This window comes from Sedimentisphaera salicampi, assembly GCF_002117005.1.
Taxonomy (GTDB): Bacteria; Planctomycetota; Phycisphaerae; order Sedimentisphaerales; family Sedimentisphaeraceae; genus Sedimentisphaera; species Sedimentisphaera salicampi.
On the sequence record NZ_CP021023.1, the window covers coordinates 3079380 to 3099792 of the forward strand.

14 protein-coding genes are annotated in these 20413 nt (G+C 48.0%); 2 read left to right on the top strand and 12 right to left on the bottom strand.

Annotated elements, in window-relative coordinates:
* Positions 1–94 precede the first annotated feature (94 nt).
* Complete coding sequence (locus STSP1_RS11845; RefSeq protein WP_161491728.1) at positions 95–4609, top strand: LamG-like jellyroll fold domain-containing protein; 4515 nt, start codon at positions 95–97, stop codon at positions 4607–4609.
* Between the two features lie 116 nt (positions 4610–4725).
* On the opposite strand, the gene STSP1_RS11850 is transcribed toward STSP1_RS11845, so the two are convergent.
* The 10 genes from STSP1_RS11850 to carB form a co-directional block, all read right to left on the bottom strand.
* Positions 4726–5445 (bottom strand): SagB/ThcOx family dehydrogenase, encoded by a 720-nt coding sequence (locus STSP1_RS11850; RefSeq protein WP_085756538.1) that lies wholly within the window; start codon positions 5443–5445, stop codon positions 4726–4728.
* A gap of 96 nt (positions 5446–5541) precedes the next feature.
* Positions 5542–6864, bottom strand: a complete 1323-nt coding sequence (hisS, locus tag STSP1_RS11855; RefSeq protein WP_085756539.1) for a histidine--tRNA ligase — start codon at positions 6862–6864, stop codon at positions 5542–5544.
* A 54-nt stretch (positions 6865–6918) separates the two neighbouring features.
* Positions 6919–7200, bottom strand: coding sequence for a cupin domain-containing protein (locus STSP1_RS11860; RefSeq protein ID WP_085756540.1), 282 nt, complete (start codon positions 7198–7200; stop codon positions 6919–6921).
* The gene (locus tag STSP1_RS11865; protein WP_085756541.1) at positions 7201–8064 is read right to left on the bottom strand and encodes a ParA family protein; all 864 of its coding nucleotides are present in this window, start codon (positions 8062–8064) and stop codon (positions 7201–7203) included.
* The gene (gene nusB / locus STSP1_RS11870; RefSeq protein ID WP_161491729.1) at positions 7994–8545 is read right to left on the bottom strand and encodes a transcription antitermination factor NusB; all 552 of its coding nucleotides are present in this window, start codon (positions 8543–8545) and stop codon (positions 7994–7996) included. Before nusB ends, STSP1_RS11865 begins: the two co-directional genes overlap by 71 nt.
* On the bottom strand, positions 8514–8978 hold the full coding sequence (gene ribH / locus STSP1_RS11875) for a 6,7-dimethyl-8-ribityllumazine synthase (protein WP_193432580.1): 465 nt from the start codon (positions 8976–8978) through the stop codon (positions 8514–8516). Before ribH ends, nusB begins: the two co-directional genes overlap by 32 nt.
* Positions 8979–9051: 73 nt before the next feature.
* On the bottom strand, positions 9052–9489 hold the full coding sequence (gene hisI / locus STSP1_RS11880; protein WP_085756543.1) for a phosphoribosyl-AMP cyclohydrolase: 438 nt from the start codon (positions 9487–9489) through the stop codon (positions 9052–9054).
* Positions 9490–9495: 6 nt separating this feature from the next.
* Positions 9496–11460 (bottom strand): aconitate hydratase, encoded by a 1965-nt coding sequence (locus STSP1_RS11885; protein WP_085756544.1) that lies wholly within the window; start codon positions 11458–11460, stop codon positions 9496–9498.
* A gap of 272 nt (positions 11461–11732) precedes the next feature.
* Entirely contained in the window at positions 11733–12851 is a 1119-nt protein-coding gene (gene carA, locus STSP1_RS11890; protein WP_085756545.1) for a glutamine-hydrolyzing carbamoyl-phosphate synthase small subunit, read from the bottom strand.
* Positions 12852–12867: 16 nt separating this feature from the next.
* Complete coding sequence (gene carB / locus STSP1_RS11895; RefSeq protein WP_085756546.1) at positions 12868–16083, bottom strand: carbamoyl-phosphate synthase large subunit; 3216 nt, start codon at positions 16081–16083, stop codon at positions 12868–12870.
* Positions 16084–16342: 259 nt separating this feature from the next.
* Here carB and STSP1_RS11905 point away from each other — a divergent pair, with 259 nt between their 5' ends.
* Positions 16343–17485, top strand: coding sequence for a glycosyltransferase family 4 protein (locus STSP1_RS11905; protein WP_085756548.1), 1143 nt, complete (start codon positions 16343–16345; stop codon positions 17483–17485).
* A gap of 7 nt (positions 17486–17492) precedes the next feature.
* On the opposite strand, the gene STSP1_RS11910 is transcribed toward STSP1_RS11905, so the two are convergent.
* Positions 17493–19853: an endonuclease/exonuclease/phosphatase family protein gene (locus STSP1_RS11910; protein WP_085756549.1), complete on the bottom strand. Its 2361-nt coding sequence runs from the start codon at positions 19851–19853 to the stop codon at positions 17493–17495.
* Between the two features lie 129 nt (positions 19854–19982).
* On the bottom strand, positions 19983–20369 hold the full coding sequence (gene rnpA, locus STSP1_RS11915; RefSeq protein ID WP_085756550.1) for a ribonuclease P protein component: 387 nt from the start codon (positions 20367–20369) through the stop codon (positions 19983–19985).
* Positions 20370–20413: the final 44 nt, after the last annotated feature.

Sequence of the window (20413 nt, forward strand, 5' to 3'; positions counted from 1 at the left end):
CGCTCCGGCATATAGTATGTGCCGGAGTGCATTTTATGTTAATCAAATCTGCCATCCCTTCAAATCATAAAAATGGAATATGAGAGGTTATGATATGCGAATTCGCAATTATTTAATATGTTTATTTTTCTTATGTTCATTATTCTTCTCCAATGCTTCGGCTGAAACTCTCGCACAATGGGATCTTGAAGATGGAGCAGATGGTCTGCCGTTTTCTGATATGCCCTCCGGGGGCAGTGTTGATACTGTAAACGGCTATGTTCTGCTCGGCTACAACACTACATACGGCCCTGCATTTGCAGCAGGAGAGAGCCCTACAGGCCTCTGCGGATACTGCAATGGTGGTCAGGACGGATATACAACCGCTTATTCTCTGAATGAATGGTCTCCCCAAACATGGACAATTGAAATCTCCGCAAAACTTGAGGATATCTCAGACTGGGAAACGCTCATTGGCAGAAACGGCTCTTCCAACGGCGACCCAGAAGCGGATTTCTACTTGCAGAAAAACGGGGTAGGCGGGCAGTTCCGCCTGAATTATGAAACTTCTGCGGGGCAGCGGTGGATATTGGATTCCGATTTTACCGCAGAAACCGATAACTGGTATCATCTTGCAGTTACCAGCGACGGCGAAACGATTACTATGTACTGCGACAAAACCGACGGCAGCGGCTTTCAGACTGCAGGAACTCTCGATATATCCTCCCAAACCCCCGCAGAGAATTCAATCGCTGCCTCAGATTACAGCTGGACGGTAGGGCGCGGCTGGTATGACGGAAATATCACCGATCATATAACAGGCTTTTTTGATAATGTAAGATTCAGCAATACTGTATTGTCTCCAAGCGAATTTATGGCATACACGCCGTTTTCTGTAACAGAAACAGAATCAGGTACCGTCCTTTTCCGAAATGATGAAAATTCCACAGATACCTACAGCATTGCTATGATAGAACCTCCTTCACAGGATGTTGTTGTAACTGCGGTTCCTCCTGAAGGATTAACGCTCGGCAGCGGAGACGGCCAGCCTGTTGATATAACCTTTACTCCCCAAAACTGGGATATACCCCAGCAGATAACCGTGCAGATCTCAGACCCATCGGCAAACTTGGATAATGCCTCAATTCAGCATTCAGCCTCAAGCAGCAGCTCCCAGTACGACGGGCTTACTGCGAGAGCTGTTGATGTACGGGTGGAGGATGATTCCTGCGGCGTTTGGGGCTATCTCGAAGGTGATTACAATATGGACTGCAAGGTGGATATGGAGGATTATGCCGTATGTGCAGACATAAACCTGCTCAGCGTACCTCTTATTGGGCTCAGAGCCCTCGCACACGACTGGCTGCTTGATACATTGAGCTACAATGAGAATATTTACAGCCGTTCGATTCAGGAAGCTCAGCAGCCGTATTATATAAATACTTCAAACGTCCTTCATACTGTTGATGAAAATGTTTACGGTCATTTCCTTGAGCATATCTACCACTCAGTAAACGGCGGGCTCTGGGGCGAAATGATTTGGAACAGAAGCTTTGAACTCACAGAAAACGGAGCAGGAACTTGGAGCAAAGATAATGGCGAGCTTATTCAGTCCAGTCTCGGCACTGATATTCATTTTGAATTCGGCGACCAGAGCTGGACAGACTATGAGCTAACACTCGAGGCACGAAAAGACGAAGGCAATGAAGGCTTCTTGGTGGTCTTCAGAGCCGAAAACAGTGATAATTTATACTGGCTGAATCTGGGCGGCTGGGAAAACTCTCAGCACGCAGTAGAAAAAGAAACAGGCGGGAGCAGATCAACCTTAGTCTCTTCCGCAGGCAGCATAAATACAGATCAGTGGTATGATATCCGAATCCGCTGCGAAGGCAGCAGCTGGCAGGTGTATCTGGATGGAAGTCTGCTGTTTGATTTTACAGATTCCGAGTCGCCTTTTTCTTCAGGTCAGATAGGCGTTGGAAGCTGGGCAACCAAGGTTCGATACAGAAACATTCAGGTTACTGATCTCCCGGGAGAGGAGGTGTTATTCAGCGGACTGCCGGTATTGCCTGCTCAGCCCTTCAGTGCTGAGTCTTGGCAGCTTTATGGCGATATTGATGCCTCAATCTCTTCCGATGCCCTGAACAACAGCCTCAGCGCAGAAATCACTGCTTCAGGCAGCGGGGCAGGGCTCCAGCAGAATAACTTCAAATTCACTCAGCAGCCTTATCACGGTTCGCTCTGGGTAAAAGGTAATATGCCCGACGGGCTCAAGATTGAATTTATGGACGGCGAAACCGTTTTGGGTGAGGCTGCAATTTCTGCGCCTGATTCAAGCTGGGATGATTTCCCTTTCACTATTACGCCCTCTTCTTCTACAGAGAACGGCTCTATGCGAATCATCTCGCAGGGCTCCGGAACAGTGAAAATCGATCAGGTTAGTATGATGGGGCAGGATTCAATTGACACCGGCGGCTACCGCCCGGACCTGCTTGAAGCAGTAGAAGGTCTGAATCCTCCTATAATTCGTTGGCCGGGAGGCTGCTTTGCCTCGCTGTATTTCTGGAAGGATGCGATCGGCCCTCAGCATACCAGAAAAATTTATCCTGCTAATATGTGGGACGATCAGGATATAAATTCCTACGGAACTGATGAATTTATCCGGATGTGCGAGGAGATAGGCTCAGAGCCTCTGCTTGTGATAAATACGGGTGTTTTGGACAGCGCTTGCGGCGCACCGGCGCAGTGGAAGCATTCCAACCCAGATCAGTACCTGCAGGATGCTTTGGACTGGATGGAATACTGCAACGGTTCCACAGACACAACATGGGGAGCTGTGCGTGCACAGAACGGACATCCCGAGCCGTACAACGTAACCTACTGGGAGATTGACAACGAAACTTGGGCAGCCGGGTCAGCGGCATATATCGATAAGGTCCAGGCCTTTGCACCTGCACTCAGGCAGAAGGCGGATGAACTGGGTGTTCCGATTCAGCTTATCGCTGTTGGCGGAGGAAGCTATGATATGGGCTGGAACAGAGACATAATCGACAGCTGCGCTGAATTGATAGATTATATAAGTGTGCACCATTATGAAGGAGCAGAGGGCTTTTCCTCAGGCCCGCAGAATTATGACGATTTTCTAACTGATCTTTCTAACTATATTGCTGGCTCTGCAAACCCTGATATGAAGATTTACAACTCTGAGTGGAATCTCCAGACAATCGATTGGAGAACAGGGCTCTTTGCAGGCGGCATACTTAACGTTTACGAAAAGCACGGCGGCTGCTTTAAGATTGGCGGCCCTGCCCTATTCCTCAGGCACACCTCAGCTTCGGGCTGGAATAATGCCTTCATAAACTTCGACCATACAGGCTGGTTCCCCGCTCCAAATTACGTTGTAATGAAGCTGTGGCGGGATCATTATGCACCTAACTACGTTCAGACAGAAGGCCCTGACAGCGGCCTGAGCATTTCTTCTGTTCTTTCAGAAGATGAGCAGACTCTCTATGTGCATATAGTTAATCCGCAGTCTGATGAGGAAAACGCGGAATTTGAGATCGACGGGGCGTTTGTCCCGGAAGAGGCATATCTGGAATACGTGGCTCCGGGCGATTTGTATGCTGCAAACTCTATGGAAAATCCCGATGCTGTTAAAGTTGAAACGAAGGGCGTTGGGCTAAGCGGGCAGACCGTGAGATTCAATATGCCCGCGTATTCTGCGGCAGTTCTCACTGTGCAAACAAGTAAACCACATAAAACCAAATTTCTCTACAGCTACTTCAAAGGAAACGGCGAGAACGGCCTTCACCTTGCCGGCAGCGAAAATGGGAAAAACTTCACAGCCCTGAACAGCGGTCAGCCTCTGCTTTCTCCAAATGTTGGAAGTAATCTAATGCGAGACCCCAGCATTTGCCAAGGACCAGATGGAACGTTTCATATGGTATGGACAACAGGCTGGTGGGATAACGGCATAGGTATTGCCCACTCAGAAGACCTTATAAACTGGTCTGAACAGACTTTTCTGCCTGTTATGGCTGATGAGCCGAATGCTCAAAACTGCTGGGCGCCGGAAATCTTTTACGACGAGCAGTCCGGAGAATATTTTATCTTCTGGGCTACAACCATAGACGGGGCATTCCCCGAAACCTACAATCCCGATGACGACAACAACCACCGCATTTACTGCGTAACAACGAAAGATTTCAGCTCCTATTCCGATACTCAGCTCTTCTATGAGCCCGGGTTCAACGTGATTGATGCTTTCATCGCTAAGACCTCTGATGAGTATGTGATGGTGGTGAAAGATGAAACAAAAGCCCCAACCGTTCAGAAGAATCTGCGTCTTGCATTTAGCAGTTCGGCAGAAGGGCCGTATTCAGAAGCCTCCGAGCCAATATCTCCCGAAGGGCTCTGGGTTGAAGGTCCTTCGATTGTTAAAGCCGGCGGGCAGTGGATAATCTACTACGATGCCTACACCGAAGGGTATATGGGTGCGATTGCATCAGAAGATCTGGGCAGTTGGAGCGATATAACCGATCAGGTCTCTTTCCCCTCCGGCACTCGCCACGGTACGGTATTCAGGGTAACTGAAGAAATCTTCAGCGGCCTTGAAGAGCTTGCTCCCTGAGAAAAACAATTAGCAAATTAAAACGGTCTCCACAATTATATAACATTTAGTATCCTTAAAATGCCCCGCTGTTTGCGGGGTATTTTTTTGGGCTTGCAGGGTTGTCTTTGTCTAACTTATCCAGCAACGCTCATATATATTGCGCTTTCATCAGTGCCGTCAACGCCGATTATATTATTAACCTGATCATCGAAGATAGCCGCTATCTGGCAGCTCTCAAGCTTGAGGCTTGCAGCAGCAAGGGCAAGATTCTCAGCTATATGCCCTGCATCAAGGTATATATACCTGTAAGCCCTCTGACCGTATTTCCATTTCATTCGCTGAAAAACAGCAGTCCAGATAAATACCGCAGGCGCCTCTGCGCACATCCTCTGGCCGAGAGCGGCTCTTGCTGTTTCAATTGACAGGTCTTCTTCCCTGAGCACTTCCAGGCAGTGTTTCTGTATGTTGTAGTGATATACGCCCGGACTAAGCCTTTCAGCATTGTTGATCACGATGTAAGTTTCGATTGGGTAGAGAGCTCCCGCAGATGGAGCTGTGCGGAATTCGAACCCTTCGGCTCTGCTGGATATGCCGGTTGAAGCCCAGAGCAGATAAGAGAGCTCTTTAATCTTAAGAGGTCTTGGAGGGTAGCTGCGAGCGCTGCGTCTTGTTTTCAGAGCCTCGTGAAGGCTCATTTCAGAAATTCCTTCGGCGGCAGGCAGAGCAGCTGTTTTGCAGTCTGGATAATTTTTGTATGTCTCAGGCTTTGCTGCCCAGTCCAGCCTTTTTCCTAAAGGTTTGTTCCTGTCATACTTGGTCTGCTGCTGAAATCTGTCTCCAATTGAGCCTTGCATTTTTCGTCTCCTGATTTCTTTCTATATAAAGAACTGCGTTAAAAAACGATTTTTTCGTCCTGCCTTCTTAATAAAGAATTAAACCAAGCAGGCTTATTATTTTTCGGAGTTTTCCTGATTCGGTTCGCTGTATTTCAGCTCATCGCAAAACTGTTTGTAATCCACTGTTCGCTGCTCGGAAGTTTCCATATTTTTCAAAACGATCTGTTTGTTCTCGATATATTCACCCCCGAGGATTATGGATTTCTCGGCGCCGGTCTCAGAGGCCTGCTTCATAAGCTTTTTCATCTTGGCCTTTTTGTATGAGAATTCCGCAGAAAGTCCCGCGAGCCTCAGCTTGGCGGCAAGCCCTGCTGCAGTTTCCACGAGTTCATCGTCCATCACAGCGATGAAATAATTTACTGGAGGCTTTGGCATCTCTTCTGAGATGATTCCCTTTTCTCTGAGCAGAATCTCGAGAACGCAGTCTCCCATGCCCATGCCCGTAGCAGGAATTGATGGGCCTCCGAAGTCTTTGAGCAGGCTGTCGAAGCGTCCGCCTCCGCATATTGCCCGAAGCTCACCCTCGCGGTCGTGTATCTCGAAGACCGTGCCGGTATAGTAGGCAAGCCCGCGCACGATTCCAATGTCAAATTCGCAGTATTCGCTGATGCCCATGCTCTTAAGCAGGCTGAATAGCCTGATAAGTTCATCTATAGCTTCTGCTGCTTCGCTGCTGTATTGGAGGTTCTCCTGTAGATCGCTTAGCTGCTTTGTTGCAAATATTTCGAGAAGCTTTTCTCGCTTGTCCTGATCGGGTAATTTCTCCTCGAGCAGCTTCTCGAAGGCATCTTCGGGGATTTTTGCCTTCTTGTCTAATGCTGCGTAGATGCCGGTATGAAGTTCCTGCTCTATTTCACAAGCCTCAAGGAGCTTACCGAGCATTTTTCGAGAAGAGATTTTTACTACGATATCCTTTTCGGTGAGCCCGGTTTGCCGGAGATAATCTACAGAGCATAGAATTACTTCCGCATCGGCAACAATATCCTCCACGCCTATAATATCAATATTCCACTGATAAAACTCCCTGAGCCTGCCTTTCTGAGGCCTCTCAGCTCTGCACACTCGAGGCACGCTGAACCACTTTATCGGCTTTGGCAGGGCGTTGATTCTCTGGTTGACCATTCTGGCAAGGGTGGGTGTTATCTCGGGGCGTATGGCAAGCCCTCGTCCGCCGCGGTCTTCAAAACTGAAGAGCTGTTCGGCTATTTCCTCGCCGCTTTTCTGCTCATACATCTTCAAATGCTCGAAGATTGGGCCGTCATATTCCTCGAAGCCGTTTCTAAGCGAGACTTCTTTCCAGCCTTCTAAGATCCAGTTGTGCAGACGCATCTGCGGCGGGTAAAAATCTCTTGTTCCTTTTACTGCTTGAATCTTCATTATTAAATTTATCCGATTATTACAGGTGTTTATTCGTTAATTATTTTGGGAGGGTTATTTGAATTCATAGTGCTTCTTCAGCTCTTTGGTAATGTTCCATCTGCATTCCAGACCCTCAGGAAATTCTGCATAATCTCCGGCCTCAAGCTTTACGCTCTCTTTGCCGTCCTGGCTGAATATCTCCACCTCGCCCTCTATTATCAGAGCCATTTCGGTTTCAGTGTAGAACCAGTCGAACTCCCTCGCAGGAGACTCCCATACAGGCCAGTTTCTGCATTCAGCCTTCAACTCTTCTGATGGGTTCTTGACCACTTTCACATCTTTTATATCTGCCATTTAAGCCTCTAAATCTCTTTCAAAATCGATATATTCGCCGGTTATAAAGCCTGTTACCATCCGGTAGTCGATAGCGCCGTTGCAGTTGGGTTCGTATTCATAAATTGTTTTCCCGTATCCCGGGGCTTCAGCGAGCTTTATATTGTTTCGAACAGCGGTTGGAATCACCTTGGCATTTTCCCACGGATGTCCGCTGTTTCTGCTTGCCTCAAGAAATTCGGCGATGTCGTTTTTCACCTCTTTTGAAAGGCTGGTTCTAGTATCAAACATACACAGCAGAACCCCCAGAACCTTGAGCTCAGGATTGATTCTGCTGCTTACAATCTCCACCGTTTCAAGCAGTTTGCTCAGCCCCTGCAGTGCTAGAAAATGCGGCTGAAGCGGTATTATCACCTCATCTGAAGCAGCGAGGGCATTCAGTGATAAAAGCCCGAGCGATGGCGGGCAGTCTATGATAACGTAATCAAAATTCAGCTCTGAGGCGGCCAGTTTGCGGCTTAAAATCTGCTCTCTGTTTTCGGCCTCCCATATTTCGCTTTCAGCCCCCACAAGATCGATATTTGCAGGCAGGAGGGTTAGATTTTCACGAATTTCTTCTGCCGCATCCTCCAGCCCGCAGCTTTCGGTTAGCAGTTCGTAAATGCTGAATTCAATTTCATTTGGATCTATCCCGAAATGAAGCGTCAGATGTGCCTGCGGATCCATATCCGCAACCAATGTTCTTTTCCCGCTCTCTGCCAGGCAGGCAGCAACGTTTGCAGATGTTGTGGTTTTGCCCACGCCGCCTTTCTGGTTAAGTATTGATATTGTTCTCATAAGCTGCCTCGTTTTCTTCGGTTTGACCGTAGCGTTTATAAACTGCATCAAGAACCCCGTTTACGAATTTTGAGGAGTGTGAGGTGCCGAATTTTTTTGCCATCTCCACACCTTCATTTATCGCAACTTTTGGCGGTATTTCATCGCAGAAGATTATCTGATAAACGCAGAGCCTTATCACAGCCCTCTCCAAAGGCATAACCCTCTCAACAGACCATTTCTTCAAAACTGTCCCAACCATTTCATCGCAAGTTTTTAGGTTTTCAATCACTCCGTAAACCCATTTTTTCGCTGTTTCAGCTGTGAAGTTATCTCTGGCGTTTTGCGCCGCAAAATCCCGAATCAGCTCATTCCTGTTCCAGCCCGAGCTAGGCACAGTCTTGCCGGGTGTTTCGGATTGAATAAGCAGGCTCTGCTGTTCAAGTTGAAACAGAAGCTGCATTGCAATCTCTCTGGCCTCTGTTTTTCTGTGCAATTTCTTACGCTCTGTCATTGCTTTATATTTGCCTGAGAACGTTGACCATCTCAATAGCCCCTTCAGCAGCCTTTGCGCCGCTGTTGCCTGCTTTTGTGCCTGCACGCTCAATCGCCTGTTCAATGCTGTCAACTGTAACAACGCCGAACATCACGGGGATTTCCGAATCGTAGTAAATCTGCCCTACGCCTCGTGATATCTGCTGGCATACGTAATCGAAATGCGGGGTTTGCCCGCGGATTACAGCGCCAATACAAATCACAGCATCGTATTTGCCGCTCTTTGCAAGCTTTTTTGCAGCAGGGGTGATTTCGATAGACCCGGGCACCCAAACCACCGTGCAGTCTGATTCGTCTGCGCCGTGCCTCTTGAGAGAGTCTATCGCTCCATCAAGCAGTTTGCTGGTAATGAACTCGTTAAAACGGCTTACCACTATGGCAAATTTACAGTCGTCTGCTCTTAAATCGCCCTGAATTGTATTTATCATAACTCATTCCTTTTCGTTTAGATTAAATCAAACGAGTATTCTATCCTATATCTGCTGGAATAAAAGCGATTTTTCAGCTTTGCTTTCCTGATTGCCCTGCTTCTTTACTGTACGCCTCTTTAGGGTCATAAACCTTCTCGGCGGTTTTTTTAAGGCTGTGTTTATCCAGCACTTCTCTGTAGAAGCAGCTTTTATACCCCACATGACACTGTCCCTGATCTATTTCAACCTTCAAAAGCAGGCAGTCCTGATCGCAGTCGGTAAATATTCTCTTTACCCTCTGAAAATGCCCGCTTTGCTCGCCTTTACGCCACAGTTTACCGCGAGACCTGCTGTAGAAAACGGCTCTGCCCGTTTCGATGGTTTCCCTCAAGGCATCTTCATTCATATACGCAGCCATCAGCACCTCACCGGTTTTCTCTTCCTGGCATATTGCGAGGATCAGTCCGTCTTTATTGAAACGTGGCGAGAAAATTTCGCCTTCTTCAAGCGTTTCCTTGTCGATTTCCATAGGCTTTCAGCTCTCTTTGTTGAGATTTTTTGTGTAATTAAGAAGGCCGGCGCTGAGCAGGATATCTCTGTCTCTGGGCGAGAGATTGAGCTTGCCGGTTAGAGTTTTGCCCTTGGTTTTGTTTTCAATTACCACGCTGTCTTCAGATTTCACTGCCTCCAGCAGATTCGGTATTACAATCTCATCTTCTTGGGAGATGCCGTCGTAATCTGCCGGATTTTCAAACTCTATCGGAACAATTGCAAAGTTGATGAGGTTGGCCTTGTGTATCCTTTCGATTGATTTCGCTATCACAGCCCTCACCCCCAGATACATCGGGCAAAGCGCCGCATGTTCTCTTGAAGAACCCTGGCCGTAGCTCTCACCTGCAATGATAATTCCTGCCTTGCCCTGATTTTTCAGCTTGAGGGCTCTGTCTGCGAATGTAGGTTTGCCTTCTTCATTGAAGCAGTTGAAAACTACCTTCGCATATTCCGGCACATTCGAGCGGAACTTAAGATAAGCCCCCGCAGGCATAATGTGGTCTGTCGTAATCTTATCGCCGCACTTGAGAAGTGCATTGCCCTCAAGCTTCTCGGGCAGATATTTCGGCGCCTCCGGGACCACAATCGTAGGCCCTCTCTGCACCTCGCACCTCTTGGCCTCCTCTTTTCCGAGCGGTTCCTGTATTAGGCTGTCATCTATTGTGAAGGCCTCGGGCATCTCTATTTCCGGGTACTCAACTCCAAGCTTTCGTGGGTCTGTGAGTTTGCCGGTCAGGGCAGCTGCCACTGCTGTCTCCGGGCTGACAAGATATGCGTTGTCGCCCTTGGTCCCGGTTCTTCCTGCGAAATTTCTGTTGAACGTGCGCACTGTTGCAGTATCGTTGGCAGGGGAGAAGCCCTGCCCGATGCAAGGCCCGCACCCGCATTCGAGGATTCTTGCCCCCGCTGCTATAATATCCGAGAGAGCCCCGTTGCTCGCAAGCATATTGAGCACTTGCCTGCTTCCGGGAGCCACCCCCAGCTCCACGAAAGGAGCAATTGTTTTGCCCTTCATAACTTTTGCAGCCATCATCAAGTCCGTGTAGCTGGAGTTTGTGCAGCTTCCGATAATCACCTGCTGCACTTCTGTGTCCTCAATTTCTTTAACCGATTTGATATTATCGGGCGAGGAAGGGCAGGCTGCCATAGGTTCAAGCGAAGAAAGGTCAATCTCTATTATTCTGTCGTATTCGGCATCAGAATCTGTTTCGAGAGGCTGATAATCATTGCCTCTTTTCTGTGCCTTCAAAAAGCCCTCTGTAACCTCATCGCTTGGGAATACGCTCGTTGTTACCCCGAGCTCAGCCCCCATATTGGTAACGGTGGCCCTCTGCGGGACGCTTAGATTTTTAACACCTTCGCCGAAATATTCTACCACGCAGCCCACATTCCCCTTTGTCGTGAGTATGCTCAAAAGCTTGAGGATAATATCCTTGCTCGCTGTCCACGGGGGGAGTTTGCCGGTAAGCTTAACGCCTATTACTTTCGGTGCAGTGAGGAAGAATGCCCCGCCGCCCATCGCTACTGCCACATCAAGCCCGCCTGCCCCGATTGCTATCATACCGATCCCGCCGCAGGTAGGTGTGTGCGAATCGCTGCCGAGAAGGGTTGCCCCGGGTCTGCCGAAGCGCTCCAGATGAACCTGATGGCATATACCGTTGCCTGCTCTGCTGTGATAAGCTCCGCTCTTAGCTGCTACTGTCTGAAGGTAGAGGTGGTCGTTGTGATTTTCCGGGCCGAACTGGCTCATATTGTGGTCGATATAGCTCACGCTTTTCTCGGTTTTCACTCTACCCGCACCCATCGATTCGAACAGCAGGTATGCTGTTGTGCCTGTGGCGTCTTGAGTGAGCGTTTGGTCTATCCTTATCCCCGCAGGGCTGCCTTTCTCAAGGCTTCCCTCCATTAAGTGAGACTTAAGTATTTTGTATGTTAATGTATCACCCATTAGGCTTTTCTCCAATTTTTATGTTGATATATTATGCTGAGCATTTTAATAAAAAACTAAATCAATACAACTTTTATGCAGACATATAACTGTAATTTATTAAGTTAGAATGATCGCATTTCTTGAGATGAATTGTGTTTTATAATCAGGGAAATGTGAAAAAAGCCCGGGATCTCCGGCATTAACTGAGGCCGGCCCCGGGCTTTCTGAAAATCCGTATAAGTTTCAGGGAATTACCCCTCAGTAATTGAATTTCAGTTTTAAGGCTTTCTCTACTGCTTGAACTGTCTTATCATCTTTTTGAAGTCTTCGAAGAGGTATCTCGAATCGTGCGGTCCGGGCGATGCCTCAGGATGATACTGTACGGCAAAGGCCGGGTAATCTCTACATTTAATTCCCGCAAGAGTATTGTCGTTTAGGTTTATGTGTGTAGCCTCAACCTTATCGCCAATTGAATCAAGATCTATGCAGAACCCGTGATTTTGGCTTGTTATCTCAATTTTCCCTGTTTTCAGATTCTTCACCGGATGATTTGCTCCTCTGTGTCCGAATTTGAGCTTGTAGCTCTTTGCCCCGAGTGCGAGAGCGAGAATCTGCTGTCCGAGGCAGATTCCAAACATCGGCACTTTCCCGAGAAGCTTGCGTACGTTTTCAATTCCGCAGTTCACTGCCGCAGGGTCGCCTGGGCCGTTGCTTAGAAACACCCCGTCCGGATTCATCTTAAGAACATCTTCTGCGGGCATCTCAGCTGGCACAACAGTAACGCTGAATCCGTGTGAGCGGAGCAGTCTGAGGATGTTTCTCTTGATCCCGTAGTCATACGCCGCCACTTTATACTCAATCTCGGGAAGTTTGCAGCCTGTCTTGTATATATCGTGTGTGCCTTCGTCCCAGTGAAAAGGCTCGCCAGCGCTGATGCTGTTTACGATATTTCTTCCCACGAGTCCGGGGTATTCGCTGAGCTTATTTCTAAGGCTTTCTGCATCAGTTTCCCCGTGCGAGATAATTCCCCGCATTGCGCCTTTGTTGCGTATATGGCGCACGAGCTTTCTAGTATCTATCCCCTCAAGCCCTACGATTCCCTGAGTTTTAAGCCAATCATCAAGACTTGCTTCATTTCTCCAGCTGCTCGGATAGTCGCAGGCTTCCTTAACGATGAACCCGCTTGCATAGCTTCTTATGCTTTCGTAGTCTTCGCTGTTTGTCCCGTAGTTCCCGATAAGCGGGTAGGTCATTGTGATTATCTGCTCGTTGTATGAGGGATCTGTCAGGATTTCCTGATAACCTGTCATACTCGTATTAAACACAACCTCGCCGCAGCGGTAAGATTCCGCCCCGAAGCCTCGGCCGTGAAAAACTGTCCCGTCTTCTAATAAAAGAACTGCCTTCAATTTATCATCCTTTTAGTTATGAATCTGTGTAGTATTCCTGAATACTCTTAACCATCATTTCTTTGGTGCATAAGGTTTTTATGCCTTTTGTTGCTGCTGCTGCTCCACGCATTGTTGTAACGTAAGGAATACCCTTGTCCAGAGCTGTCCGCCTTATTGCGAAGGAGTCTGCAATGCTTTTCTCGCCCACTGTTGTATTTATAACAAGGTCTATATCCATATTGATTATCGAATCAACGATATTCGGGCGTGCTTGATTAACCTTATTTGCCAGCTCGGCTTTAATGCCCGCTTTTCTCATCGCCTCGCAAGTGCCTTTGGTTGCAGTGATCTTGAAGCCGCATTCATCGAGCTGCTTTGCCAGCTCAACTGCCTTGGGCTTGTCCCAGTCTTTCACACTGAAGCAGATCGTCCCCTTAACGGGCAGTTTGTTCTTGCAGGCAAGCTGCGCCTTTGCGTAGGCCATGCCGTATTCGTTGCAGATTCCCATCACCTCGCCAGTCGAGAGCATCTCCGGCCCGAGGATGGTGTCCGCTCCGGGGAATTTGAGGAACGGGAACACCGCTTCTTTCACCGAATGGTGCTTTGGAACTATCTGCTCGAATATTCCGAGGTCTCTGAGCTTCTGACCAGCCATCACCTTAGCTGCAACTTTCGCAAGCGGCCTTCCAATACTCTTGCTGACAAAAGGAACTGTTCTTGAAGCCCTTGGATTCACCTCCAGTATGTAAATCTCTTTATCCTTTATTGCAAACTGTATATTCATCAGACCGCATACGCCAAGCTCAACAGCGAGCGATTTTGTCTGCTGAATTACCCGCTGCCGCACATCCTCATCCAGCGATACCGGCGGTAGAACGCAAGCGCTGTCGCCGGAGTGTATCCCCGCCTCTTCAATATGCTCCATAATTCCGCCTATAACCACATCCTCGCCGTCGCTGACCGCATCAACATCCAGCTCAGTGGCATCATCAAGGAATTTGTCAACGAGTATCGGGTGCTTCCCGGCCGCCTCAACTGCATTCTTAACGCAATTCTCAAGGGCGTTCTGGTCGTACACGATTTCCATCGCACGCCCGCCGAGAACAAACGAAGGACGAATCAGCAGGGGATAACCAAGCTCATCTGCAATCTTGAGCGTTTCTTCGTACGTTCGGGCAGTGCCGCTGAAGGGCTGCTGGAGCTGGAGCTTCTCAACTACTGCATTAAACAGTTTCCTGTCTTCCGCTCTTGAGATTGCCTCAGGCGCTGTTCCGATTATATTTACCCCCGCTTCCTCGAGGGCATCTGCCAGTTTGAGCGGGGTTTGGCCGCCGAACTGAACTATCACGCCGTAAGGCTTTTCCTTGTCTATGATGTTCATCACATCTTCGAACGTAAGCGGCTCGAAGAACAGCTTGTCTGATGTGTCGTAATCTGTACTCACCGTTTCGGGGTTGCAGTTTACCATTATCGCTTCAATGCCGATTTCCTTCAGGGCAAAGGCTGCATGCACGCAGCAGTAGTCGAATTCGATTCCCTGCCCGATACGGTTAGGGCCGCCTCCGAGGATTACCACCTTCTTCCTCTCTGTAGGACAGGCCTCGCATTCCTCCTCATAGGTGCCGTAAAGATATGGTGTGTGCGCTTCGAATTCTGCCCCGCAGGTGTCCACCATCTTGTAAACGTTTTGTATCCCTGCCTCTTTGCGGCGAGCCCTGAATTCCGGCTGAGAAATTCCGTAAATCTCAGCGAGATACTTATCGGAAAAGCCCATTTCCTTGCAGCGTTTAAGAGTTTCAATGGAAAGGTCTTTGAGCTTTGATGATTTGAGCCTCTTCTCCATTTCTACAATCTCGCGGAAATTATTCAAATACCACCGGTCGATCTTGGAAAGAGAGAAGATCTCTTCAATACTGAAACCTCTCCGAATAGCTTCGGCAATATACCATACCTTATCCCAGCGCATACCGCTGAGGATTGAACGAAGCTCATCGTCGGAAATTTCAGCATTGATATATTTTGAATCCAGACTGTATCTCTCTATCTCAAGCGAGCGTATTGATTTCTGGAAGGCCTCTTTGAAGGTTCTCCCTATGGCCATCGCCTCGCCGATTGATTTCATCTGGACGGTAAGCTCCGGGGCTGTTTTCGGGAATTTCTCGAAAGTAAAGCGGGGGTATTTTACCACGCAGTAATCTATCGTGGGTTCAAAGCAGGCAGGAGTTTCTTTTGTTATATCGTTGCTGATCTCATCAAGGGTGTACCCGACCGCCAGCAGAGCGGCCATCTTCGCAATAGGAAAGCCTGTTGCCTTGGACGCAAGAGCAGAGCTCCTCGATACACGCGGGTTCATCTCAATCACGTATATTTTTCCGTTATCCGGATTAACCGAGAACTGTATATTGCACCCGCCTGTCTCAACGCCAATCGCACGGATAATATCAATCGCAGCATTACGCATCGCCTGATATTCCTTGTCCGTGAGAGTTTGAGACGGTGCAACAGTTATGCTGTCGCCGGTATGAACTCCCATCGGGTCGAGGTTTTCTATCGGGCAGACAATCACAACGTTGTCTTTATTATCCCGCATTACCTCCAGCTCATATTCCTTCCAGCCGATTACAGATTCCTCAACGAGAACCTCGCTTATCGGGCTCAGGTCGAAGCCCCATTTGCAGTACTTCTCATACTCCTCCATATTGTAGGCTATGTTTCCGCCCATACCGCCGAGGGTGAAGGAAGCCCTGATAATCGCCGGAAATTTAATCCGCTCTACGATCTCATGTGCTTCTTCCCAGCTGTGGGCGTAGCCGCTCTGAGGAACTTCAAGTCCAATCTGCTCGATTGTCTTTTTGAATAGATCCCTCTCTTCGGCTTTCTGGATGGTTTCGAGGTTGGCGCCGATCATCTTAACGCCGTACTTCTCAAGAACGCCTCTCTCGGCCACCTCAACAGCAGTATTCAGACCTGTCTGCCCGCCGAGGGTAGGAAGGATGCTGTCCGGCCTTTCAGCCTCAATAATTTTTTCTACTATCTCAGCCGTAATCGGCTCAATATAGGTTTTGTCCGCCATTTCAGGATCTGTCATAATCGTAGCAGGGTTGCTGTTTACCAGCACCACCTCAAAGCCCTCCTGTTTGAGAACCTTGCAGGCCTGCGCACCGGAATAGTCAAACTCACATCCCTGCCCGATTACAATCGGGCCGGAGCCGATTATCAGAATCTTCTTAATATCTTCTCGTTTAGGCACTTATATTTCCCTTTGCCAAGCTGGTTACAGTGTTTTACGCGTCTGGTCAAGACTTATACAGCAAAATCTGCGAGATTATACAAAAATTTGAAAATTTTTCCATATCTTTTGCCCGCTCAGAAGTCAAAATTTTGCATAATATTTTTGCTTTCCGCCCTCATACTGCAGAAACGCAAAAAAGTTCTGTCATATTTGCGGTTTTTGAAATATCATAATCATCAGCGGCTTCTGGAAATTTATTTGGTATTGCGGCGCGGTTATGAAAAAGATAAAGCTTTTAATGATAAATTATGAGTATCCGCCTCTCGGCGGCGGGGCGGGAATAGCAAACCGCAATCTGCTCAAGGCGTTCTCGGCAAGGGATGATATACAGGCAGACCTTCTAACTTCCTTTGCCGGAAGTGGGGTAAGTGAGGAGGCTTTCAGCGAAAATATACGTTTGGTTAAGGTGGGCATAGAGAAAAAAGAGCTTCATAAATGGCGAAAGAAGGAGGTTGTTCAGTGGCTCTGGAGGGCAGGGTCGGTTCATAAGGATATGATAGAAAAGGGCAGCTACGACCTCTCTCACTGCTTTTTTGCATTTCCCTCAGGCCTTCCCGCTTGGCAGAGACGCAGCAAGCTTGGATATATTATCTCGCTTCGAGGTTCAGATGTGCCCGGCTACAACAGCTCCCTTGGTCTAGACTATATCCTGCTGTCAGGATTGTTCAAGCGTATCTGGGGCTCTGCGGACAGAATCGCAGCGAACAGCAAGGGGCTCAAAACCCTTGCCGAAAAGTTTTACAGCTCCTCGCCGATTGAAGTTATTCCAAACGGCGTTGACAGAGACCTTTTCCCGCCTGCAGAGAGGGCCTTTAATTCATCCAGATTAAAGCTTCTTATGGTTGCAAGGCTCACTCATCGAAAGCGCGTGGATATAGCGATTGAGTCTCTTTCGCTTCTTGTGCAGATGGGCGTGGATGCCGAGCTGAATATTGCAGGCACAGGTGAGCTTACCACAGAGCTAAAAAGGCTTACCGCCGAAAGGAAACTGCATAACAGGGTAAATTTTCTCGGAGCCGTTGACCACAGCAGGCTCGCAGAGGTGTACAGCGAAAATCATATATATCTTATGTGCAGTGAGAATGAGGGCATGAGCAATTCTGTGCTGGAGGCGATCTCAACTGGAATGCCGATTGTTTCCAGCGACTGCCAAGGCAGCGAGGAGCTCATAAAGCAAAATGGCCTGCTTGTTCGTTCGCAGAATCCTAAAATCTACGCCGACTGCATCAACAAAATCTATTCCTCTCCTGAATTGTATCGCTCCATGTGCCATGAAGCTGAGAATATCGCAAACCATTATTCAATCCACGCTGCAGGCGAGCAGTATGTCCGTCTCTACAGGCAAACTCTCCAGCAGTAGCAGTTTGTCAGTCGGAAAACTTGAAATCTGCTATAAGAGGCCTGTGGTCTGATGCTATTCTGTCCAGATCAGAGTCTCCCGCTGAGCATTTAACGGGCTTGAGCTTGCCTTTATAGAAGATGTGGTCTATTCTAAGAAAAGGATGCCTCCCGCAGTATGTGTTGTATGGCGGGCTGTCCGGCACGGCTTCTTTGAAGGTTTCCGAACATTTCCTGTAAAGACTACTGCGCGAATCGAAATTGAAATCCCCGCATAAAAGATAATTCTCGGTGCTTCCAGATCCCGCTTCCCAGCTTTCACCCAAAAGGGCATCAATCTGAGAATTTTGATTTTTCCCCGTAAGCCCCAGATGGGTATTAACTAACTGAATTTTCCTTCCCGATATTTCAATCTCAGCGAGCAGTGCCCCTCTGGGTTCTTTATCGTATCTGCTGTAAACCCCCGGGAGCAGGTCTGCCTTGAGCAGTTTCATGGGGAAGCGGCTAAGAATCGCATCTCCGTACTGCTCCTCTTCGTATTCCAAGGCGGGTAGGAAGAAGTGATCCATTTCAAGGATCTCTGCTATGATTTTGGTCTGGTCTTTTTGCCCTGTTTTCTCACGCCCGAGGTCAAGTTCCTGGAGGCAGACTATATCCGGGTCGTACTGTTCAAGTACGCGTGCTATCCGAAGCGGGGAGAGCTTCCCGTCCATCCCTACGCAGCTGTGAACGTTATAAGTCATCACCCTGAAAACATCCGGCTGCCTGGATTCAACCTTTTTTATGCTTTCCCCGCCAAGGGTTTCTGTCTTTCCGAGCACTTCAAATGCAGCCTTTCTTAAATCAAGCGGGCGGAGATAGCTTCTGCTCTGCATTCTGAAGGGATCATTTTCCGGAGCGAGAACAAAACCGGTGTACTCCTCTTCATGGATCCCGCCGTGAGAGCCGTTTTCTTTCTTAAAAGTGAAGTAAGGCAGGGTTCTGCCCTGATAGCCTGATATCACAAGATCGCCTGCATTATCGCTTCTGCATTTATTTATAAAATCCTCAGCAATCTCATCGGGAACAAAATCATTATCAAAAAATTCCCTGCTGCCCGGCGTAATTTCAAACTCTCCATCTGAATTTTTCGCTATAACTTTATCGTCATCACAAAAGAAAATAAGCGGAATTTTGCCTGTCCTAATCAGTTTCTCCGCTGCTTGTCTTTTTTGATTTTTCATTTTCTCCGGCAGATAGACATTAGCCTCAGGAGCAATATCGGTAACGATAATCTCCGAATTTTCTTTGGTTTGTTCTGGCTGTTCAGGCTTTCTTTTGTTAAGCCGCCAGCCGAGCCGGTTTAGAAATGTGAGTCGTTTATTGTTTTTGCCCTCTCTTGAAACCCCGCCTCCAGGGGCAAGCGCAGCACGTACCGTTTCTTGAATGGATTCACCGAAATACCCCTCATAAGACAAGCTGTCCACTTGTCCGTGGTCAGAGTATATCCAGAAGTCATATTCCTTTTCTGCTTTGATGGAGCTTTTCCAGATTCGCTTGATGGAATTGTCTATACCCTTTAGAGTCCAGAGGGCGAATTTTGAGCTCGCACCGCGCCTGTGAGACTGCTCATGGTAGCCGATCAGGTTGAGCTGAATTATCGGCAGGCCCCGAGTCATATCAAGCTTCGAAGATATTATGATTATCTCACGCAGAAGGACGCACAGCCCAACCCGTGAGGGGACAAATTTAAGCTCCTTCCAGAGATTTTCCCCGGCAGTGAGGCCGCGGAAGAAATCAATTAGAGCGAGGCTGAATTCCACAACCAGAAGCCCCGCAACCCTCAAAAGACTGAATGAGTGGAAAACTACTGCCGCCAGAAAGCGGATTGTTCTGCGGAGTTTGAAAACCTCTGAGAGCCGGAGATCGGCAATACAGAAATGCGGCTCACTTGCAGAGCCGGTGAATATGTTTGAGTATGCGCTGCCGCCTTCGAAAAGCCCTTTCCCCTGTTCTTCAAGGCGGGATTGGATTTCTCTTGCTTCAGCAGGATTAAACATCGCAAATACCCGCTCTGTTTGCCTGTCATAAAACGAAAAGGAAGGGACGCAGCATTTAACCCCGTAAAAAAGCTCTCCCTGAGCCCCGGGCGTTGCGCAGGGCATACCTGAATAATGATTCCACATTTTGTAATGCTGGCTTTCAATAAGGCTCTTAACAAAGGGCATTTTTCCTGTGCTGAGCGCCCTCTCGAACTGCTTTCTGGAAACCGCATCAATCTGAACGAGCACAAGCCCGCGTTTTTCGCTGTCTTTAGATACATAATTTAGACCCAAAAGCTGAACAAGCCAGCGGCTTTTGCTGAAAAACCTTTTGAGTTGCCTGAAGATCATCTCCGGTTTATGAAGCATAAAAGGCTCCAAGCAAATGGGGGCAGGAGAAAATCTCTGTTTTGAAAAAAAGTTTCATCTCAGTTTTCATAATTTCAGCCTTAAAGTTTTATATATGCTTCTAAAACGCTTCAGAAGATAATCATTGCCTTACCTCTGCCCTTCGCTCATAGCAGCGTTAAATTTATCAAAGGCTTTATCAACGCATCTTCCGATTTGCTGCTGCCTGATTTTCATAACATCAGCCTTGGAACTGGAGAGCCTTCTACTGAAAAGGATAACAATATCGCAGGGGACAAGTAGTTTGTGCCGATTCAGGCGAAATGATTCCCTCGCAAGACGCTTGAGATGATTTCGCTCGAATGCTTTTCCGAATCTCTTGCCGACAGATACACCGAGACGGGAGTGGTCAAGCCCGTTCGGCGCAGCGTAAACATTCACAAGGCTCGTGCATTCCCGTCGGCCGCTTCTTATTATCTCTCTGAACTGCAGATTATCTGAAATTCTGTGTTTATTTCTGAAAAATGCTCTTTCCATTTATTTTCTCTGCAAAGTTTACTGATTATTCTACAAAATGCTGC

Bases quoted from the DNA above. Each gene is read 5' to 3' on its own strand.
- hisI (WP_085756543.1), bottom strand. From the start codon at position 9,489: ATGGAAATCGACAAGGAAACGCTTGAAGAAGGCGAAATTTTCTCGCCA.
- STSP1_RS11905 (WP_085756548.1), top strand. From the start codon at position 16,343: ATGAAAAAGATAAAGCTTTTAATGATAAATTATGAGTATCCGCCTCTC.
- STSP1_RS11850 (WP_085756538.1), bottom strand. From the start codon at position 5,445: ATGCAAGGCTCAATTGGAGACAGATTTCAGCAGCAGACCAAGTATGAC.
- STSP1_RS11860 (WP_085756540.1), bottom strand. From the start codon at position 7,200: ATGGCAGATATAAAAGATGTGAAAGTGGTCAAGAACCCATCAGAAGAG.
- STSP1_RS11845 (WP_161491728.1), top strand. From the start codon at position 95: ATGCGAATTCGCAATTATTTAATATGTTTATTTTTCTTATGTTCATTA.
- STSP1_RS11885 (WP_085756544.1), bottom strand. From the start codon at position 11,460: ATGGGTGATACATTAACATACAAAATACTTAAGTCTCACTTAATGGAG.
- rnpA (WP_085756550.1), bottom strand. From the start codon at position 20,369: ATGGAAAGAGCATTTTTCAGAAATAAACACAGAATTTCAGATAATCTG.
- hisS (WP_085756539.1), bottom strand. From the start codon at position 6,864: ATGAAGATTCAAGCAGTAAAAGGAACAAGAGATTTTTACCCGCCGCAG.
- STSP1_RS11865 (WP_085756541.1), bottom strand. From the start codon at position 8,064: ATGCAGTTTATAAACGCTACGGTCAAACCGAAGAAAACGAGGCAGCTT.
- STSP1_RS11910 (WP_085756549.1), bottom strand. From the start codon at position 19,853: ATGCTTCATAAACCGGAGATGATCTTCAGGCAACTCAAAAGGTTTTTC.
- ribH (WP_193432580.1), bottom strand. From the start codon at position 8,978: ATGATAAATACAATTCAGGGCGATTTAAGAGCAGACGACTGTAAATTT.